This window comes from Janthinobacterium sp. TND4EL3, from assembly GCF_900156175.1.
GTDB lineage: Bacteria > Pseudomonadota > Gammaproteobacteria > Burkholderiales > Burkholderiaceae_D > Janthinobacterium.
Window position 1 is genome coordinate 60,253 of record NZ_FTMV01000014.1, and the last position, 17,866, is coordinate 78,118.

Here is a 17,866-nt window from a genome sequence, read left to right on the forward strand (position 1 = left end):
CCCGTGCGGGCGGTATCGTGTGTGAGAATGCTAGCTCAACCTCACTTCTGCACAGGACACCGCCATGAAAACCGCCGCTCTCTTGCTCGCCGCCACCCTGATGACCGTCGGCGGCGCCTGGGTGCAAGCCCAGTCGACGACGAATGTGAACCAGACGGGCAACCACACCAACAATCCGAATGATCCGGGCCAGAAATCGGACCAGTCCGACAAGCTCGACAACAAAGGCAGGCTGATCCACGACGCCAAGCCCGCCAAGACGCGCACGGACAAGCGCACGCGGCGCGGCAAGCCGACGGAGCCGCCAGCGTCCACACCCGCTGTGCCCAGCATCCCCGTCGCCCCTGCGAAATAAGATCAGCGCTGCGCCACATTGCTCCAGGGCACGCTATCATCGCGCCTTTACAAGATAGCCGGGATGACAATGAAAGCAGCATGGCAAGTGTTGGTGGCGGCAGGCGTGTTGGCGGCCGCAGGCGTACAGGCGGCGCCCACGGTGGGCCAGTGCATGGAACTGACGCCGGGCGTCAAGTTCAGCAAGAACAATGGCGACGCGCAAGTCAACGTCGAGGAAGTCTTCGAAGGCAAGAAACAGAAGGGCATCCAGCTGATCCTCGACGGCGGCGTCTTGCTGGCCACGTCCTATCAGGACATCCGCGACGGCCAGGTCTTCCTGACGGGCACGGTCCATTACAATGAAGACGGCACCGTGCGCAGCAAGAACGTCTACGCGCCGCAGTCCGCCATACCCGCCACCATGCGCCCGGGCCAGGAAGTGCGCGTGCAGTTCACGGACACGCAAACGAGCACCCACTACCCGCTGGCGGGCCTGTCCGACAAGATCACCACCTCCACGCGCACGGATCAACGCGATTTCTCGATCACCTTCCTGGGCTGGGAACGCCTGGAACTGGGCGGGCGCCGCTTCCCCGACGCCTGCAAGTTCGAACTGCGCGACGTGGGCGGCAAGAGCAAGGGAAAAAGCGGCGAATACGTGTGGTACGCGCAAGGTTTCGGCGTGATCATGACGGACAAGCTGGACCAGGATGGCGACGTGCAGCCCGCGTACCGCATCGCGCTGACGACAATCCTCAGCGCGCCGTAATTTTTAGCAACTCTTGCGCTAGAATCGGTGAAACACACTTTCTTAGGAAATCATGTCGCCAATCGAACGCAAATGGTGGTTTGCCCTGCCGGTCATGTTCATCGCCATGGCTACCACGCTGTGGCTGCTCGATTACGCGCAAGTACCACGTACGTACTCTTTCGCCTGGGTCATTATTTTCAGCCTGTGCAGCGTGCCGCTGCAGCGCAGCCTCTCTTTTCTTGTCTGGGTATTGCTGCTGTGGCTCGCGCCGGAAGTGGCGGATAGCAAGCGGGCCAAGGGTAGACGCCACACCGCCTAGTTCAGCTGCGCCAGCGCATTGCCCCGCACCTGGAACGCTACCTTGGCCACAGTTTTCCCAGCGTCATCCACGAGGGCCAGCGCGTGCTTGCCCGGCACGGGGCGCCAGTTGATGCTCTCGCTTGCCGCGCCCAGGTCCTTGCCGTCGAGCACCCAGCGCAAACCGTGGCTGCCCTGCGCCTGGAAAAACACGCGCTGCAGGGCGGGCGGGATGTCGGGGTCGATGGCGAGGATGCTGTCCTCGGCCGGATAGACGATGGCGGGGGGCTTGACGGTGTCGCCCACGACGGCGATGACGGGACTTTCCGTGCCGGCAATAAACCATTCGCGGCGCGGCGCTTCCAGCGCGGGCTGGTAGGCCACCATTTGCTGCAGCACGCCGGGCGGCGCTTTCGGCGCATGGCTGGGCACGTTCTTGTGCAGATAATCCATCACGTCGCGCCACACGGGCGCGGCGCCCGTCACGCCCGAGACGTCCCACATGGGCTTGCCATCGAAATTACCCACCCACACGCCCACCGTGTAGCGTTCCGAGTAGCCCATGCACCAGTTGTCGCGCATGTCCTTGCTCGTGCCCGTCTTGACGGCGCTCCAGAAATTCGTCCCCAGCTCGTTGCGCAAGCCAAAGGTCATGCTGCGCGCGGCGCGGTCGGCGAGGATGTCGCCGGTGATGAAGGCGGCGCCCGCCTCCATCACACGGCGTTTGTCCTTGCCAGCCTGCCCCGGTTGCAGGCTGGCCGTGCTGTACAGCCCGCCATTGGCCAGCGCGCGGTAGGCGTTGGCCAGTTCCAGCAGGGTCACTTCCGACGAACCGAGCGCCAGCGAGGGGCCGTAGTATTCGGCCGGCTCCGTCAGGCTGGACAGGCCCACGTCCTTGAGGCGGTTGTAAAAACCGTCCTGTCCCGTCAGCAGCACCGTGCGCACGGCGGGAATGTTGAGGGAACTGGCCAGGCTGGTGCGGGCGCTGACGTAGCCCTTGAAATTGCGGTCGTAGTTTTGCGGCGCATACATGCCCGACGCCGTGGCGACGTCGAGCGGCGAGTCGTCCATGACGGAGGCGGCCGTCATCAGGCGGCGCTCGATGGCCAGTTCATATAAAAACGGTTTTAATGTGGAACCGGCCTGGCGCAGGGCCGTCACGCCATCGACGTGGCTGCCGCCCGCATTGCCCACATAGGCGAGGATGTCGCCGCTGCGGTTATCCAGCACGATGATGGCGCCGTCGTTGACATTGCGCTCGCGCAAAGATCCCAGCTGCTGGCGCAGGTTTTCCTGTGCGAAGCGCTGCAGCGCACCGTCGAGCGTGCTGGCGACTTGCGCGCCCGGCTGCTTCAACAGTTGCTGCGCCACTTGCGGCGCGGGGGCCAGGTCGGCGTACAGGGCCGTGCGCTGCAAGGCCGTCTGCACGCGCTGGCCGATCAGCTGGCAGCTGCTGTCCATGCGCCATTCCTTTGCCAGCGCGCAGGCGCGCCGCGTGACAGCGGCCGGCGGCGCATTCGGCGCGCGCACGAGGCTGGCCAGGATGATGCCGTCCGTCTGGTTCAGGCCCGATGGCGCCTTGCCGAACAGGCTATACGAGGCGGAGGCGATACCCTGCAGCTCTCCCCGGAACGACACGAGGTTCAGGTAGGCCTCGAAAATCTGCGCCTTGCTCCAGCTGTCCTCGATGGCCTGGGCGGCGCGCATCTGGTCCCATTTCTGGCGCAGGCTGCGTCCGCCCGAGGACGCCTGCAAGTCCGCGTCGAGCTGGCCCGCCAGCTGCATGGTGATGGTCGAGGCGCCCCGGGCTTTCTTGGCAAACAGATTGTCCCAGGCGGCCGTGGCCAGCGCGGACACATCCACGCCGCCATGGCGCATGAAGCGCTGGTCTTCCGCCAGCAGCACGGCCTGCTGCACGGCCGGTGAAATATCGGCCAGCGCCACCCACGGCAGGCGCCGCACTTTCATGTCTACGCGTAACGATTGCAAGGGTGCGCCGCCACGGTCCAGCAGCTGCGCTTCGGAACTGCGGTAAGCGGCTTGCACCTGGGCCGGCGTCAGCACCGCTTGCGCGCATGCCGGGCCAGCCAGCAGCCCGCCCATGATAAAAATCAAACTCTTCACTGCGCCACCTTGACATTCGCATTCGGCGCTTCGCCAAACATCTCGGGCGAATACATGGCCTCGATGCGCGTGGCCGGCAGGCTGAAATCCCCGGCATTGTTCAGGCGCACCGTGTATTCCACGCTCCAGTTACCCTTCGGCACGAAGGCGTAGTAGGCGCGGAAGGCGTCAAACGCGCGCTCCTCGAACGTGGGCCAGACCCAGCCCGTGGATTTTTCGCCGGCCGTCTGCAGCTGCGAATCGCGGCCCAGGCCATTGCCCAGCACGCTGGCGCTGGCCGGGATCGGGTCGTCGACCACGACCCAGCTCATGTCCGCCTGCGCCGACAAGTCCAGGCGCACGCGGTAGACGTCGCCGCGCGACCAGGCGCCCGCCGTCTTCTGTTCCACGGGCGTGATGGTTTTCCTGATCGTGTAGCCGCTGGAGACGGGCGCCTTGAGCGGGATGGCCGCCAGGCTTTGCACGGTGGCCCAGGGCTTGCCCGTGCCACTATGTGCGATGCCCAGGGTGTCCGTGCCTTTCGGCCACGCCTGCAGCACGGGGCCGACCTTCGCCGCGCCATTCCACACGAGCGCCTGCGTATCGCTGCCCAGCTTGACGGCGCTGGCGCCCGTCACTGGCGTCGATTCGAATTTGGCCGAGAATTTGGCAATCGCCAGGGTGCCCCAGGCGTTGGCCACCGTGGTATCCCAGCGGCCCTTTTTCTGGCGGCCCATGCTGCCGCGCACCAGGCGGCCGATATCGTCCTTCCACGCCGGATTGTCCATCACGGCCAGTAATAAACGGTTGGCGTTGACGTCGCCGGACACCATCAGCCACCACCAGTTATCCTTGCGCTCGGTGGAAAAACCCATGGTCGTGCCCTGGAAATTCAGGCGCGAACGCAGAATCTGCTGCGCCTCGGCCAGCAGCGCATCGCGGCGCGCCAGGCCAGGCGTGCGTTGCAGCAACAGGCTCCAGTCGATGACGGCGGAGGTCGGCCACAAATTCGGGCTGATGCTGATGCTCTCGAGCGCATCGGGCGGCACTTTATTCGACCGCGACAGCGCTTCCAGCGCGGCCAGCTTGCGCACGGCCAGGTCGCTCGTGGCCAGCGCGGAACGGCGCACGATCTTGCCCTGCACAAAGGCCGTCAACGCTGCTTCCATGCGGTTCTTCGTCTGTTCCGGAATCGCATAGCCCGCTTCCTTCGTGGCCGACAGGACGTAGGCCGTCAGGCTGTCGCTGCCCTGCTCCATGATGGGGAAGTATTTCAGCATGCCATCGCTGTCCAGGTAGGCGGGCAGGCTGGCGGCCAGCCGGTTCCACGCCTCCTGGTCTTGCAGGGCGATGGCCTTCGACGTGTTTTGCTCGAAGCAGGTGTAGGGATAGGCGGCCATGTACTCGCGCACGCCGGGCAGCTCGCCGCCCAGCTTGGCGACAAAGCTCGTCTGGATGCCGCCCCGGCCCGGCAAGGCGCCGGCCGGCATCTGCACGGACATATTGACGGGTTTGTCGATCTGCAGCAAGGTGGCTTGATACGTGCGCACGGGCGTGGCCTGGCCCACTTTTTGCGTGATCTTGAGTTTATCGGAGGTGTTGCCAAGCCCGCTGCCCGCCTTCGCGCTGATCTCCCACACGACCGTTTGCGCGCCGAGCGGCACCTGGTAATCCCAGCCCGTTTCACGCGCTTCGCCCGCCGCCAGGGTCAAGCTCTGGCGCGGCAAGGCCTTGCCGGCCGCCGTGGCATTGAGTTCCACGTTCAGGGGCGCTGCCGAGGTGTTGCGTAACGTAAATCCCGCGCGCAACTGGTCGCCTTCGCGCACGAGCGTCGGCAAGCCCGACATCAAAATCAGGTCTTGCGAGCTGCGGATATCCGTGCTGCCCGTGCCAAACAATTCCTTGCCGGCGCTGGCGATGGCAACGATGCGAAATCCCGTCAAGGAATCGTTGAGCGGCACTTGCACCGTCGCTTCGCCCTTGGCGTCGAGCTTGACGGTGCCCTTCCAGAACAGCAGGGTGTCGAACAGTTCGCGGCTGGCGCCCTTGCCGCCGCCCCCGCCTGCCGGGAAGGCCTTGCGGCCGAAATGGCGCTTGCCGATCACCTGCATCTGCGCCGTCGCCGTTTCCACCTGCAGGCTGCGCTGCGCCATCATGGTATCGAGCAACTTCCAGCTATCGTTGGGCATCAGTTCCAATAAACCCGTGTCGACGGCCGCCAGCGCCACTTCGGCGCCCGCCGGCAGCGGTTTTCCGTCGGCGCGGCGCACGCGCACGGACACTTCCGCCTTGTCGCGCGTTTTATAGACTTCCTTGTCGGACACGACCATGACATTCAGCTCGTGCGGCTGCCAGCCCACGTTCAGCGGCGCGATGCCCATCTTGTAGGCCGGCTTGCCCAGGTCGACCAGCGCCGTCGGCTGCACGCCATCGACCCGGCCCCGCACGACAAACACGGAGACATACACATTCGGCGCGTAATTCGGTTTGACCGGGATGGTCACCACCGGTTCCCGGCCATTGAGCTGGCGCACATAGGTGTCGAGGATGCCTTCGCGCTCGACCGTGATCAGGGCCGTCCCCGCGCGGAAAGGCATGCGCACCTGCAGGCTCGCTTCCTGGCCCGGTTCATAGCGTTTCTTTTCCGGCAACACGTCGATGCGGTCATTGTCGCTGGCGTTGAACCACCAGTCGCCGCTGCCGGCCACCCACGTTTCGCGGTTGGCCACGGCCGCGTTGCCGGCGCCATCCTGCGTGCGGGCGCGCAACACCAGATTGCCGCTGGCGGGCGCCTTCACGTCGCACACCAGCAAGCCCTTGTTGTCCGTCTTGCCCGAGCACGCCGGGCCCAGCTTGACCACTTCGCTGCTGTTTTCATACGCATAGAAGCCGCCGATCAGGCGCCGGCGGTGCGAATAGCTGTTGCGCTGGAAAAAGTCGACGGCCACGGGCGCATTCGCCACGGGCTTGCCATTCGTGCCCAGCACGGCCACCGTGAACTTGAAGGCATCCTTGCTCAAGGCCCAGGCGTCGGGCTTGATGCCGATCACGTAGTTCGACGGCCACAGCGGCACGCGCGTGGCGACGGATGCCGTCTCGCCATTTGCATCCTGGAAAGCCATTTCCGCCACCAGGTCACGCGGCACGGACAGTTGCGGCAGCTGGTCGATGACGATGCGCGCGCCGCCCGCCTTGTCCAGGGTCAAGCTTTGCGTGCGCGCGGCAGCCGCGCCGGCGCCGGAGGGGCCGCCACGGCCCTCATCCTGCCACTCGCCTTCATCATCGTCATAGCCCGTGCCCTGTTTGACGAGACCTTCCTTCACGTCGCCATTGCTGAAACTATAGTCGGGATAGTCGGCAAAGCTCACGCTCTTGTCCTGCAGCACCGTGCGCAGCTTGACGGGTGCGTTGGTGGCAGCGCCACCGGCCAGATAGGTGATTTGCGCATCCAGAGCCAGCTGCTTTGCCTGCACGGCGGGCGCCTTTGGCCCCTGCAGCACGGCTTTCATGGTCGGCACGCGGAACGCTTCCACGCGGAAACTACCGGACGGGCGGCCCGCCATGGTGACGCTGTATTCCCCCTGCTTGGCGTCGGCGGGAATGAGCCAGTCGTTTTCCGCCGTGCCGCTGGCGGACCAGCGCAGGGGCAGCTGATAGTTCTGGTCGCTGCCCTGGTGCGTGATGACGACGGAGGTGGCACTGCCCGGGCCGTTGTTCTTGTCCACCAGGCTCATGCCCTCTGCCGTGTGCTTGCGGATGAAGTGCTTCATGTGCACGGTTTCGCCGGCGCGCAGCAAGGTGCGGTCGAAAACCGTGGCCAGCAGGGTGTTGTCGGCGCGCGTGTCGTCCGTGGGCAAATTGAAACGCCAGGCTTCGATGCCGCCCACCCAGTCCGACAGGGTAAACGTCATGTCGCCGCCGCTGCGCGCACTGATAAAGTAGCGGCCATTGTTCTTGCAGCTGGAATTGGCCAGCTCGCCGGGGATGTGGGCCACGCCGTCCGCGCCCGTGGCGCCTTGCCACAGCAGCTTGCCGGCGCAGTCGCGCACGGCCACTTGCGCTTTCGCAACAGGGGCGCCCTTGTCCAGCGACGTCACCCACACGAGCGACGATTGCGCGCCATGCTTGAAGTGGGCCGCCAAATTCGTCACCAGCGCGGCCGTGCGGATATACGCGGTTGTCGGCTTGCCCAGCAGCACCTTGCCGAGGATGGGACTGGCCAGCTCGACCACATAGAAGCCCGGTTTCTGCAAGGGGATGCCGATCACTTCAAAGGTTTTCTTGCCGTCAGGACGGGGCAGGCTGATGGGGCGCGTGCCGGCGGCGTCGGCCAGCACGGACTTGCCCATGTTGCCCGCATACTGGGCGTACGGCTGCCAGTACTCGCCCCGGTCGCCATTGCCGGCCAGGCGCTGCATCCACTCGATGATGAACTTGTCGTCATTGTCGGGCACGCGCAAGGTGGCGCCCGTGGCGGCAGCCGGGGCTTGCGCGATTTCCTTGCCCGACAGCACCGGCTCGATATTGCGCACGGTGACGGGCAGCAAGCCGTCGCCCTTGGCTTCGATGATGCCGAACGGGGCCGGGAACTTGAGCAGCGGCGGCTGTTCGCCCGTGTGCACCGTCATGGGAAAGCGGGCGCGGTTGAGCAGGGCGCGGCCCGCGTCATCCTTCAGGTTCGGCGGCAAGCTCAGCACAAAACTGGCCTGCACGGGAAACGGCCCATTGAAAGTGGCGTCCTGCAAAAATTCCGCCTTTTCTTCCTCTTTTGAAATCGTCGGCGCATAGGTCTTGCCGCCGCCCTTCAGGGTCATGGCGCGCACCAGCGCCGCGCTCACGGGCGCGGAAAACTGCACGCGCATGGGCAGGAAGGGAATGCACTGCTCCTTGGGGTTGCTGCGCTCGCAGCTGAACTTGGCCGTGAAATCGGGACGCGTCCTGTACTGCAGGGTTTGCGCCTTGTCCGTCGCAATGCCGCTGGCGCTGGCGATGCCCTCGCCCCACACGAGCGACACCTTGGCGTTGGCGGGGAAGCTGCGCTTGCATTGCAGCACCGTGACGGGCAGCGCCGGCGCGCCCTTGCTGGCGACGGGCATGCCCACTTTCCAGACCGTGCCCCGCTTCTTGAAGTACACGGTCAGGTAGCGGTCGAGGAAATTCTTGCGCAGGGTCAATACCTGCTCCAGTTCCTTGCCTACGAGCCGCCGCACGGGAATCTTTTCATTGATGCCATCGGCACGGCAATACGCGTTGGCGGCCACGCTGGCCTCGTTGGGCACGGCGTCCAGGCCCAGCACGAAGATCTGGTTTTCATCGATGTAGGGCTGGCCGTCATACGGTACGGCCTCGACGATGGCTGGCCCGCCCGTGGAAAAGCGGTAGGACGTGCTTCCCTGCAGGGCCTGGCCCGCCAGGTCCTTGAGTCCCGGCTTCAGGGTAAAGCTGCAGGCCACGCCGGCCGGCAGGTCGCGCTCGAAATCATAGTTCCAGTTGCGCTCGTCGGCCCAGCGCCCCGCGCCCGCCACGACGGCAGGCTCGGCCTTGCCGCAATCGATGGCGAACGGCGCGGGCAAGCCCATGTCGCCGAACGGCACCATCGGCATGGCGAACTGGGCCCGCACCTGGCGCACGGCCTTGACCGTGCCGCTCGGTGAAAACAGGGCCACGCCGCTGTCGGCCCAGGCGGGCGCGGTGCTGCCCAGCGCCAGCATCAGGCAAAGCGCGCCCATCCGACCGGACAAAGGAAATGGAAACACGGGGATAGCCTTAGACACGGATAACTCCTTGAGAAAAAGTGGCGGAGCCCGCTGCGGCGCAAGAAAGTTGCCCATGGGAATCCGGCGTAAGCAACTGAATGCGGCAGGAATACAACACTAATGTAATAGTAGTTATCAAGCTCATCATTGTTGCTAATATACAGTGGCAAGCCCGTAACAAGTCGTACGATTGCCCCTTGTAATGACATCCGTCAGTGGCTGTTACCACAACATTTTCGCGAAGCAGATGAGTTTTTTTCAATAGCAAAGTATTCGTCGTGAATCTGCAACACGATTGATATACCACAATACTTTGTGCGCTAACGCACCGACCGCTTGAACCGGCGATCGTATTCTCTAGTCCAACAGCAGTGCATTTATCGCAAGAAAGCGCACCTGGAATTGTTGTCTGTCTCTAGCATGTCTGGCAGTTGTCGCATTGATGCAGCAGAGAAAATCTCTTATCAACGTTGGGAGTTACTTGTGAATAATCTAAAAAAAATCGCCGTTGCCGCCGCAGTCCTGTGCTCTGCCCTCGGCGCACAGGCCCAGGAAATCAATCCCTCCTGGTACATTCAACCTAGCATCAACGCACTCAAGCCAGATTCCGACTTCGCCACGGATAAAACCGGCTATGGCGCAGGCTTGCGTTTCGGCAAACCTGTTTCCCAGGACTGGGATATCCAGCTGGGCACCACCTATGCCCGCTCCAAGGATGGCGGCCAGCGCTACCAGCAAAACACGCTGGGCGTAGACGGCCTGTACATGTTCTCGCGCAAAGCCTTCCGCCCCTTCCTGCTGGTCGGTGCCGGCATGCAGCGCGACAAGGACACCAGCTTCGCCTTCGGTGAACGCAGCAAGAGCTCGCCATACGCCAGCGTGGGCCTGGGCTTCCAGTCCAGCATCACGGATCAGCTGTCATTGCAGGCTGACGTGCGCAATGTGCATGGTTTCCTGCGCGGCAATACCTTCGACCCGAGCAGCAAGTCGAACAACTACTACGTCACCGTGGGCCTGAACTTCGCGTTCGACAAACCGCCTGCACCGCCGCCACCACCGCCGCCACCGCCACCACGCGAGGAAGTCGTCGTGGTCGTGCCGCCGCCACCACCGCCACCACCGCCGCCACGCTTTGAAAAAGTGACGATGTCGGCAACGGAACTGTTCGCGTTCGACAGCGCCAAGCTGGGTCCGACACAGACCAAGCTCGACGAAATCGCCCGCGTGCTGAACGCAGCGCCGGACGTCAACAACGTCGTCATCAGTGGTTATGCCGACCGCATCGGCTCGCCCAAGTACAACCTGAAACTGTCGCAGCAGCGCGCTGACGCCGTCAAGGAATACCTGGTCGCCCACGGCGTCGCCGCCAACCGCCTGACGGCCGAAGGCAAGGGTTCCACCAATCCGGTCGTGGAGTGCAATAACAAGAAACGTGCCGACCTGATCAAGTGCCTGGAACCTAACCGCCGCGTTGAAGTGGAACAGATCACCATCGAACGCCGCGTGCAGTAAGCTGAACAGTGGTACGCCACTTGTAAATAGAAAAAGGGGCTTCGCGCCCCTTTTTTGCATTGAAAGCCATCATGAATTTATCTACCCGCCATCCTAAACTGTCCCGCCTGGCGCCGTTCGGCAGGCAGATGCGCAAGGTCGTCGTCTGCTCCGTCACCGAATGGCTGGAGCACCGCGCTTCAAGCAAGGGCGCCGCCCTCGCCTACTACACGCTGTTTTCCATCGCCCCCATCCTCGTGCTGGTGATCGCCATCGCCGGCTTTTTCTATGGCCCGGCCGCCGCGCGCGGCGAACTGATGGGTCAACTGGAGGGTTTGCTGGGCACGCAGGGCGCCGAAGCCATCCAGCTGGTGCTGGCCGGCGCGAAAAACCATGAACAGGGCCGCATCGCCACCCTCATCGCCAGCGCCCTGCTGCTGTTTGGCGCGACGAGCGTGTTTGCGGAACTGAAAGCGAGTCTCGATGAAATCTGGCAAGTGCCACCGCTGAAGGAAGCGGGCGCCTGGGACATGCTGCGCACGCGTTTGCTGTCGTTCGGCCTGGTACTGGTGCTGGCCTTCCTGCTGATGGTGTCGCTGGTGGTGAACGCGGCCATGGCCATCCTCGCCAATTTCTGGGAGGGCGTGTGGAAAGACACGGCCGTGCTGTTTACCGTGCTGTCGAACCTGATCGGCTTTGCCGTCATCGCCAGCCTGTTTGCCGTCATCTATAAAATGCTGCCGCGCGTACGGCTGTCCTGGCGTGACGTGCTGATCGGCGCCGTGGGCACGGCCTTCATGTTTTCCTTAGGAAAATATGCGATTGGTGTGTATATCGGCAATAGCGGCGTGGCCAGCAGCTATGGCGCGGCCGGTTCGCTCGTGGCCCTGCTGCTGTGGGTGTATTACTCGGCGCAAATTTTCTTCCTGGGCGCCGAATTCACGCGCCAGTTCGCCCTGCAACTGGGCAGCATGAAGGACATGCCGAAGACGGAAGACGGCGACGTGCAAGTGAAGATACTGAAACGCCACCAGTCGTAGAGCGGCATTCCAGATGCAACAACGGCGCCCGCGGGCGCCGTTGTTCTTGCGCTGCCGCAAACTATTCGCCCAGCAGTTCGGCCACCACTTCCATCCCCTGCACGCGCTCGGCCACGACCTTCACGATGACGATGATGGGCACGCCCAGCAGCAAGCCCCAGACGCCCCACAGCCAGCCCCAGAACAGCAGGCTGACGAACACGGCCGTCGGATTCATGCGGGCGATGCGCCCCGTCATCCAGGTCGTCACAAAAGTGCCCACGAGGGTGGCGATGGCCATCGACGTGCCCGTTACCAGCAAGACCATTTCCAGCGATTCGAACTGCAAGAAGGCCACCAGTCCCGTGGCGATGGTGATGAGCAGCGGACCGAAATACGGCATGATATGCAGCAAGCCGGCCACGATGGCCCAGGCGCCCGCGTTTTCCAGGCCGATCACGCGCAGGGCGATCCACATCAGGACGGCCAGCAAGACATTCGTGACGAGCAGCATGAACATATAGTTCTGGATCGAGGTATTGATGTCTTCCAGGATGTGCACCGTGACCTTCTTGCGGCTCAGCGACGGCCCCGTCAGCTTGACGAGCTTGCGCTTGAAGGTGTCGCCCGACAGCAGCAGGAAAAACACGAGGAAGATGACCATGGTGGCCTGGCTGAGGAAGCCCACGAGGCCCAGCGAACCGGCCCAGACCCAGTCCATGATCTTGAAATTGGGCGCCTCGGCCGCGGCGGCGCGGCGGTTGTTGCGGCGCGTTTCAGCGCCGGCGGCCACTTGCTCGATCTCATTGGCCACGGCCTGCATTTTCTGGAAGGTGCTGTTCTTGCCGCCCGTATTGGCGGCGATCAGGCGCGACAGCTTGTGTGTGGCGGCCGGCAACTCTTCCATGATCGATTCGAATTCGCCCTGCACGCGCTCGACGACGACGATGGAGCCGAACAGGATCAGGGCCGTGACGGCCGTGGCGCCGATGGCGCGCGGCAGGCGCAGCTTTTCCAGCCAGGCGACGACGGGATTGAGGGTATAGGCGATGAAAATGCCAAAGATGACGGGAATGAGGAATTTCTGTGCCCACTGCAGCGCATAGATGAAGCTGACGGTGGCGATGATGCCCAGGGCCATGCCGCGCGCATGGACATGCAGCGGCAGGCGCAAGGATGCGTCCGGCTGCTCGACGGGCGCGCCCGCAGGTGGCCCGGCAGGACCGGTGGAGACAGCCGCCACCGGCTCGGGCGGGGTATCTGTAGGCTGAAGAGACATGCGATTCCCGCGACGGTCGGTGGTGGACCACAGGGCCAGCCCTGGGGCTGGCCGCTGCGGCAGGTCAGCTTGTTACTTGACGCGGATGTCGTTTTTCACCGACTTCACGCCCTTGACGCCGCGCGCGATGTCGCCCGCTTTGGCTGCATCCGCTGGCTGGGCGACGAAGCCGCTCAGCTGAACCACGCCCTTGAAGGTTTCAACGTTGATTTCCGTCGATTTCAGGGTAGGCTCGTTGAAGATGCTGGCTTTGACCTTGGTGGTGATGGCCGTGTCGTCCAGGTATTCGCCCGTGCCTTCCTTGGTTGGGGTCGAGGCGCAGCCTGCAACGGCGAACAGGGAAGCGACGAAGAGGCCGGTAGCGATAGATTTGGTGAATTTCATGGTGGTTTCCTTAGGAGTGGTCAATCAATGTGCTCACGATGAGCTTCTTATACCAGTGCGGTGACTGTGCGCCGTAGGGGCGCTCAGTAGCCGAACTGGGTTTTTGCAGCCTTGATACAGTCATCCTTGGCTGCGCCGGCTAATGCATCGCATTTTTCCGCTGCGACCTTGTACTCGGCTTTTCTCTTTGCTTCACGCGCATCGCTGCGCGCTTCGATGACTTTCTTGTCGGCCTTGGCGTCGGCCAGGGCCGCCACCTTGGTGGACTTGGCCAGCTTGACGCAGACATCCTTGTCGTTGCCCGTCAGCGCATTGCAGCGGGCCAGGTCGACGTCGTAATTGGCATCGGCAATCTTGATGCGCGCCTTGGTGTAGGCACGCAGGGTATTCGTGTATTGCGCTTGAGCAACTGCTTCATCGTAGGCACGCACGGCCTTCGCTTCGGCGATGCAGACATCCTTCGGATTGCCCGTGATCTTCTCGCATTCGGCGTGGGCCTGCTTGTAATGCAAGGCAGCCTGCTCGTTGGCCGCCTTGTAGGCCGCTTTCGCTTCCGGCGTTGCCGCCAGCGCCTGGCCGCCCCATGCGGCGCAAGCCAGGCTGACGACGATGGCGGTGATGAGCTTATTCTTGTTCATGTATTTCTCCCTGGTAGTGACAAGCATGTCTGCTTGGCATGACTACCGTTTTACGTGGATCGCCCCCGATCTTCTGTACGCTGCCGTACACAAGCAATTTATTTTGAACCAGGCAGGCAAGTGGGAAGAAATAACAACGCTTATGTGCGAAAAACACGCCATGCGACCATGGCGCCGCCCCCCGATAAGTACGTGCGGCAGCGTACAGACCGGGGACAGGGGCGTGACTAAGATGGCACTACACCCTTACCTCGTCAGGAGAATAAAATGAAAACCAACGCCACCTTGGCGGCACTGATGCTCGCCGCCACCGCCGTACTCAGCGGTTGCGCCACCGGTCCTACCCAGTCCCAACAATACTATCCGGCCAGCCAGCCTGAATCGGCCATGTACGGCACCGTCGACTCCATCCAGATCGTGCAGGGCGGCGGACAGACCAGCGGCGCCGGCGCCGTGGTCGGCGGCATCGCCGGCGCCCTGCTGGGCAATACCATCGGCTCGGGCAGCGGCCGCACGGCCGCCACCGTGGCCGGCGCCGTCGCCGGCGGCGTCGTGGGCAACCAGGTGGAAGGCCGCAGGCAGCAAGCCCAGGCTTACCAGATCAGCGTGCGCCTCGACAACGGCGAATACCGCACCGTGGTGCAGGACAACGCCAATGATTTGCGCCCGGGCAACCGCGTGCGCGTCGTTGACGGCCGCGTCTACCGCTATTAATCCACTGGCCGGGCTTGCCCCCAAGCCTGCGCCGGACCATGCACCAACAAGGAGATACCATGGGCACCATCATTCTGATCATCTTGATCCTGGCCCTGGTCGGCGTCCTGCCTACCTGGCCGCATAGCCGCAACTGGGGTTACGGCCCCAGCGGCATCGCCGGCCTGGTCGTAGTGATACTGATCCTGCTATTACTGACAGGCAGGTTGTAAAAAAAGGCGCCGCGGCGCCTTTTTTATTTCAAGGAGGAAATATCATGACTATCCGCAACACACTCTTGGCCACCCTGTTCGCCTGCAGCGTGGCGCCACTGGCATTGGCCCAGACGGCCGCGCCGCAGCCGGGCGACCCGCAACGCTGGTATCAGGAAGACAGCACGCCGCAAGCCCAGCTGCGCACCCTGCGCAAGGAAATCGCCGCCGCCCTGGCCGAGGCCAAAAAAGCTTGTCGGCTGGAACCGTCCGCCACGCGCGCCAGTTGCCTGAAGGATGCGCAGGACACCTACCGTCAAGACATGGCGAACGCGGAAAAACTGCGTGAAGCGGCCCATCCGCAGTGATATGCCGCTTCCGGCAACGCCTGACAACACCATCGCAAGCGGAAGGGCGAGGTGGCCATGGCGCCGGGCCGCTGCGCATCGCAGGCCGCCCATGCCGGCGCGCGGCAGGTGTTGACAGGCGTCACTAAGCGGCGTCGCGTTCGTATGGCGGCAACTCGTGCACGACGAGCGGCGTGTCTTCCGTCACAAAAGCGAGCCAGCCGGCCGCCTTGATCGCGCGCAAGGCGTCCTGGTAGCCCTGCTCCCAGCGCCACTCGATGGAGCCCCTGGAAAAATTGATGTCCTTGGCCGCCATATGCCAGTCGCGCCCCGCATACGGCAGGCGCACGATGTGCATGGTGCTGTCGCAGCCGAGCGCCGCCAGTTCTTCGGCCTGGCGCTGGCTGTGCGCGTCCTCGGGCAGGCGGGCATACAGTTCGCGCAGCTTGTGCTGCATGGTATGCATGTTGACGTAGTCCTCGATATGGCGCTTCGAACGCGAGGCGAAGGTGACGTCCTTTTGCCGCGTCTGCACTTCATCGAGCGTCGTCGGTTCCGGGCCTTCCGAGCTCCACAGGTCGACCATGAAGACGAGCGTGTCGACGTGGGGCGTGTCATCGAGCACGGTTTCCAGCGGCGTGTTCGAGTACAGGCCGCCATCCCAGTACAGGTCGCCATCGACGCGCACGCCGGCAAAGCCGGGCGGCAAGGCGCCGCTGGCGCGGATGTGGTCTGCCGTCAACGGCTGCTGGTGGCTGTCAAAACTGATGAGGCTGCCGCATTTGACGCGCAGGGCATTCACCGTCAGGCGCATGCCGCCCGGCTGGTTCAGGTAATCGAAATCGACCAGCTCCCCGAGCGTGCCGGCCAGCTCGCCCGTATCGTAAAAGCTCGCTTCTTCCGGCTTGACGGCGATTCCTGCGGGGAAAAGGCTGAAGACGCGCGGCTTGAAGAAGCCGGGCACGCCGCGCAGCACCGTATCGAGCGTGGCCAGCCAGATGTTCGAGCGGCGTTGCTGGTCAGACACCAGGTTCATGTCGATACTGTCGCGGTGCGCCACGCGCTGCCAGAACTGTTTCAGACGCACGAGGCGGTCTTCGTGTTTGTTGCCAGCAAGAATGGCGGCATTGATGGCGCCGATCGAGGTGCCCACCACCCAGTCGGGCGCCAGGCCATGTTCGTGCAGCGCGTGGTAGACGCCGGCCTGGTAGGCGCCCAGCGCGCCGCCGCCTTGCAGCACCAGCACGATGCGCAGGCGCGAGGGATTTAACTGATTGATCGGTGTCTTCGCATTCGTCATCAAGATGGCCCCTCTGTGCGCCGCGCGGAATGCGGCGTGAATCATTGTAAGGGATTGTGCGCGCTTAAGGCATTGTGCGCGCTTGCGCGTGCGCGCGTCGGACGTTGCGTACAGGCAAAAAAAACGCCGTCAATGACGGCGTTCCTGTGCGGCTGGCGTTCAGCGCTTGCGGCGCAGCCAGCTGGCGGCGACGGCGGCCACGGCCACAAGGACCAGGGCCGGCTTGACCAGCTTCTTGCGGCCGATGAAGGACAGCGCCGTCAGCACATAGGGCATGGCGCCTTGCAAACGCATGCCGCCCGGCGCCAGCAATGATTCGACGCGGTGGCCGGCAAAGCCGACGGCTGTCTCGACCACGCCCTGCAACAGGGACTCGGGACGCAGCGCGTAGCTTGCATTGGCGCGCGCATGCACGATGCCCACGCGATACATTTCGCCCTGGGCAATCAACAAGCGCTTGCGGGCAGCCTGCTCTGCCAGTTTGTCGTTATCCGACATGAATTCTCCTCGAAAGGCAGTCCGGGCATGGCGGAGGGTCTCCTCCGCCAGCCGGCTACATCAACATGTCGCGGTCCGCCTTCAGTTCGGCCATGGTGGCCGGCATGGAGAGCTTTCCTTGACGCAGCATGGCGCGCGCGTACATGACCAGGCCGATGGCCAGCAGTACGAACACGACCGTCATGATCGCCAGGATCTTCCAGCCCAGGCTATCCCAGGCCAGAAAGACCACCAGCACGCTGCCGTAAGCGATGGCAAACAAGCCTGCCACCGTCGCCAGCGCGAAAATGACCACCAGCTGCAGCATGTGATTGCGCACTTCCGACAGTTCGATGGTGGCCAGCTCCAGCCGCGACAACATCAGTCCGACGGCGTTCCTGGCCAGGCCGGCGACCGAGCCGATCAATCCCGGCCCCTGGTGAGACGAAGCAGACTTGTCCATATCGCTCCTGAATGGGATTACTTGCGGCCCAGGATGAAGCCGACCAGTACGCCGACGCCAGCGGCAACGGCCACCGTGCGCCATGGGTTTTCCTTGACGTAACCGTCTGCCTGGGCAGCCATCTGCTTGGTAGCAACGATGGCCGACGCCTGCGCTTCATGCGCCTTGGCCAGGGCGGCGTCCAGGGTCTTCATGCCCTTGACGCGCACTTCATCGGCTTTTTCGCCGGTCAGGGCGGCGGCGGCGCTGAACAGGGCTTGCGCATCCTTGACCAGGGTTTTGACATCGTTATTGACGGTGGTGATATTGTTTTCCAACAT

At 63.5% G+C, this 17,866-nt stretch carries 17 protein-coding genes; 8 read left to right on the forward strand and 9 right to left on the reverse strand.

Annotated features, from left to right (window positions below; translation table 11 throughout):
- Positions 1-64: 64 nt before the first annotated feature.
- The 3 genes from BXA07_RS20580 (at position 65) to BXA07_RS20590 (ending at position 1,406) form a co-directional block, all read left to right on the forward strand.
- Positions 65-355, forward strand: coding sequence for a hypothetical protein (locus tag BXA07_RS20580; RefSeq protein WP_139335678.1), 291 nt, complete (start codon positions 65-67; stop codon positions 353-355).
- 63 nt (positions 356-418) lie between these two features.
- Positions 419-1,105 carry a hypothetical protein gene (locus tag BXA07_RS20585; RefSeq protein WP_139335679.1) on the forward strand — a complete coding sequence of 229 codons (687 nt, stop codon included), beginning with the start codon at positions 419-421 and terminating at the stop codon, positions 1,103-1,105.
- Between the two features lie 52 nt (positions 1,106-1,157).
- Positions 1,158-1,406: a hypothetical protein gene (locus tag BXA07_RS20590; protein ID WP_076570425.1), complete on the forward strand. Its 249-nt coding sequence runs from the start codon at positions 1,158-1,160 to the stop codon at positions 1,404-1,406.
- Here BXA07_RS20590 and pbpC read toward each other — a convergent pair.
- The gene (gene pbpC / locus BXA07_RS20595) at positions 1,403-3,487 is read right to left on the reverse strand and encodes a penicillin-binding protein 1C (protein WP_076570651.1); all 2,085 of its coding nucleotides are present in this window, start codon (positions 3,485-3,487) and stop codon (positions 1,403-1,405) included. The two genes, BXA07_RS20590 and pbpC, sit on opposite strands and share 4 nt — an antisense overlap.
- 17 nt (positions 3,488-3,504) lie before the next feature.
- A complete protein-coding gene (locus BXA07_RS20600) occupies positions 3,505-9,261 on the reverse strand; it encodes an alpha-2-macroglobulin family protein (protein ID WP_244556347.1) in 5,757 nt (1,918 codons plus the stop codon).
- Positions 9,262-9,726: 465 nt separating this feature from the next.
- On the opposite strand from BXA07_RS20600, the gene BXA07_RS20605 reads away from it, so the two are divergent.
- Together BXA07_RS20605 and BXA07_RS20610 are read left to right on the forward strand one after the other, a co-directional pair.
- Positions 9,727-10,755: an OmpA family protein gene (locus tag BXA07_RS20605; protein WP_076570428.1), complete on the forward strand. Its 1,029-nt coding sequence runs from the start codon at positions 9,727-9,729 to the stop codon at positions 10,753-10,755.
- A gap of 71 nt (positions 10,756-10,826) precedes the next feature.
- Positions 10,827-11,774 (forward strand): YihY/virulence factor BrkB family protein, encoded by a 948-nt coding sequence (locus BXA07_RS20610; protein ID WP_083708445.1) that lies wholly within the window; start codon positions 10,827-10,829, stop codon positions 11,772-11,774.
- A 61-nt stretch (positions 11,775-11,835) separates the two neighbouring features.
- Here the strand turns inward: BXA07_RS20610 and BXA07_RS20615 are convergent, their stop codons facing one another.
- From BXA07_RS20615 to BXA07_RS20625, 3 genes are all read right to left on the reverse strand, one after another.
- Entirely contained in the window at positions 11,836-12,927 is a 1,092-nt protein-coding gene (locus BXA07_RS20615; protein WP_083708432.1) for an AI-2E family transporter, read from the reverse strand.
- A gap of 177 nt (positions 12,928-13,104) precedes the next feature.
- A complete protein-coding gene (locus BXA07_RS20620; protein WP_076570431.1) occupies positions 13,105-13,416 on the reverse strand; it encodes a BON domain-containing protein in 312 nt (103 codons plus the stop codon).
- Between the two features lie 83 nt (positions 13,417-13,499).
- Positions 13,500-14,054: a hypothetical protein gene (locus tag BXA07_RS20625; protein ID WP_076570433.1), complete on the reverse strand. Its 555-nt coding sequence runs from the start codon at positions 14,052-14,054 to the stop codon at positions 13,500-13,502.
- Between the two features lie 267 nt (positions 14,055-14,321).
- On the opposite strand from BXA07_RS20625, the gene BXA07_RS20635 reads away from it, so the two are divergent.
- Genes BXA07_RS20635 through BXA07_RS20645 form a run of 3 tightly spaced genes read left to right on the forward strand, consistent with a single transcriptional unit; the run spans position 14,322 to position 15,327 of the window.
- Positions 14,322-14,768: an outer membrane lipoprotein gene (locus BXA07_RS20635; RefSeq protein WP_076570436.1), complete on the forward strand. Its 447-nt coding sequence runs from the start codon at positions 14,322-14,324 to the stop codon at positions 14,766-14,768.
- A gap of 59 nt (positions 14,769-14,827) precedes the next feature.
- The gene (locus BXA07_RS20640; RefSeq protein WP_010396415.1) at positions 14,828-14,980 is read left to right on the forward strand and encodes a DUF3309 family protein; all 153 of its coding nucleotides are present in this window, start codon (positions 14,828-14,830) and stop codon (positions 14,978-14,980) included.
- A gap of 44 nt (positions 14,981-15,024) precedes the next feature.
- Positions 15,025-15,327, forward strand: coding sequence for a hypothetical protein (locus BXA07_RS20645; RefSeq protein ID WP_076570438.1), 303 nt, complete (start codon positions 15,025-15,027; stop codon positions 15,325-15,327).
- A 124-nt stretch (positions 15,328-15,451) separates the two neighbouring features.
- Here the strand turns inward: BXA07_RS20645 and BXA07_RS20650 are convergent, their stop codons facing one another.
- From BXA07_RS20650 to BXA07_RS20665, 4 genes are all read right to left on the reverse strand, one after another.
- Positions 15,452-16,606, reverse strand: a complete 1,155-nt coding sequence (locus BXA07_RS20650; protein WP_076570440.1) for a patatin-like phospholipase family protein — start codon at positions 16,604-16,606, stop codon at positions 15,452-15,454.
- Between the two features lie 159 nt (positions 16,607-16,765).
- The gene (locus BXA07_RS20655; protein WP_076570441.1) at positions 16,766-17,104 is read right to left on the reverse strand and encodes a hypothetical protein; all 339 of its coding nucleotides are present in this window, start codon (positions 17,102-17,104) and stop codon (positions 16,766-16,768) included.
- A 55-nt stretch (positions 17,105-17,159) separates the two neighbouring features.
- The gene (locus BXA07_RS20660; protein WP_076570443.1) at positions 17,160-17,546 is read right to left on the reverse strand and encodes a phage holin family protein; all 387 of its coding nucleotides are present in this window, start codon (positions 17,544-17,546) and stop codon (positions 17,160-17,162) included.
- Between the two features lie 17 nt (positions 17,547-17,563).
- Positions 17,564-17,866 (reverse strand): ElaB/YgaM/YqjD family protein, encoded by a 303-nt coding sequence (locus BXA07_RS20665; RefSeq protein WP_035826246.1) that lies wholly within the window; start codon positions 17,864-17,866, stop codon positions 17,564-17,566.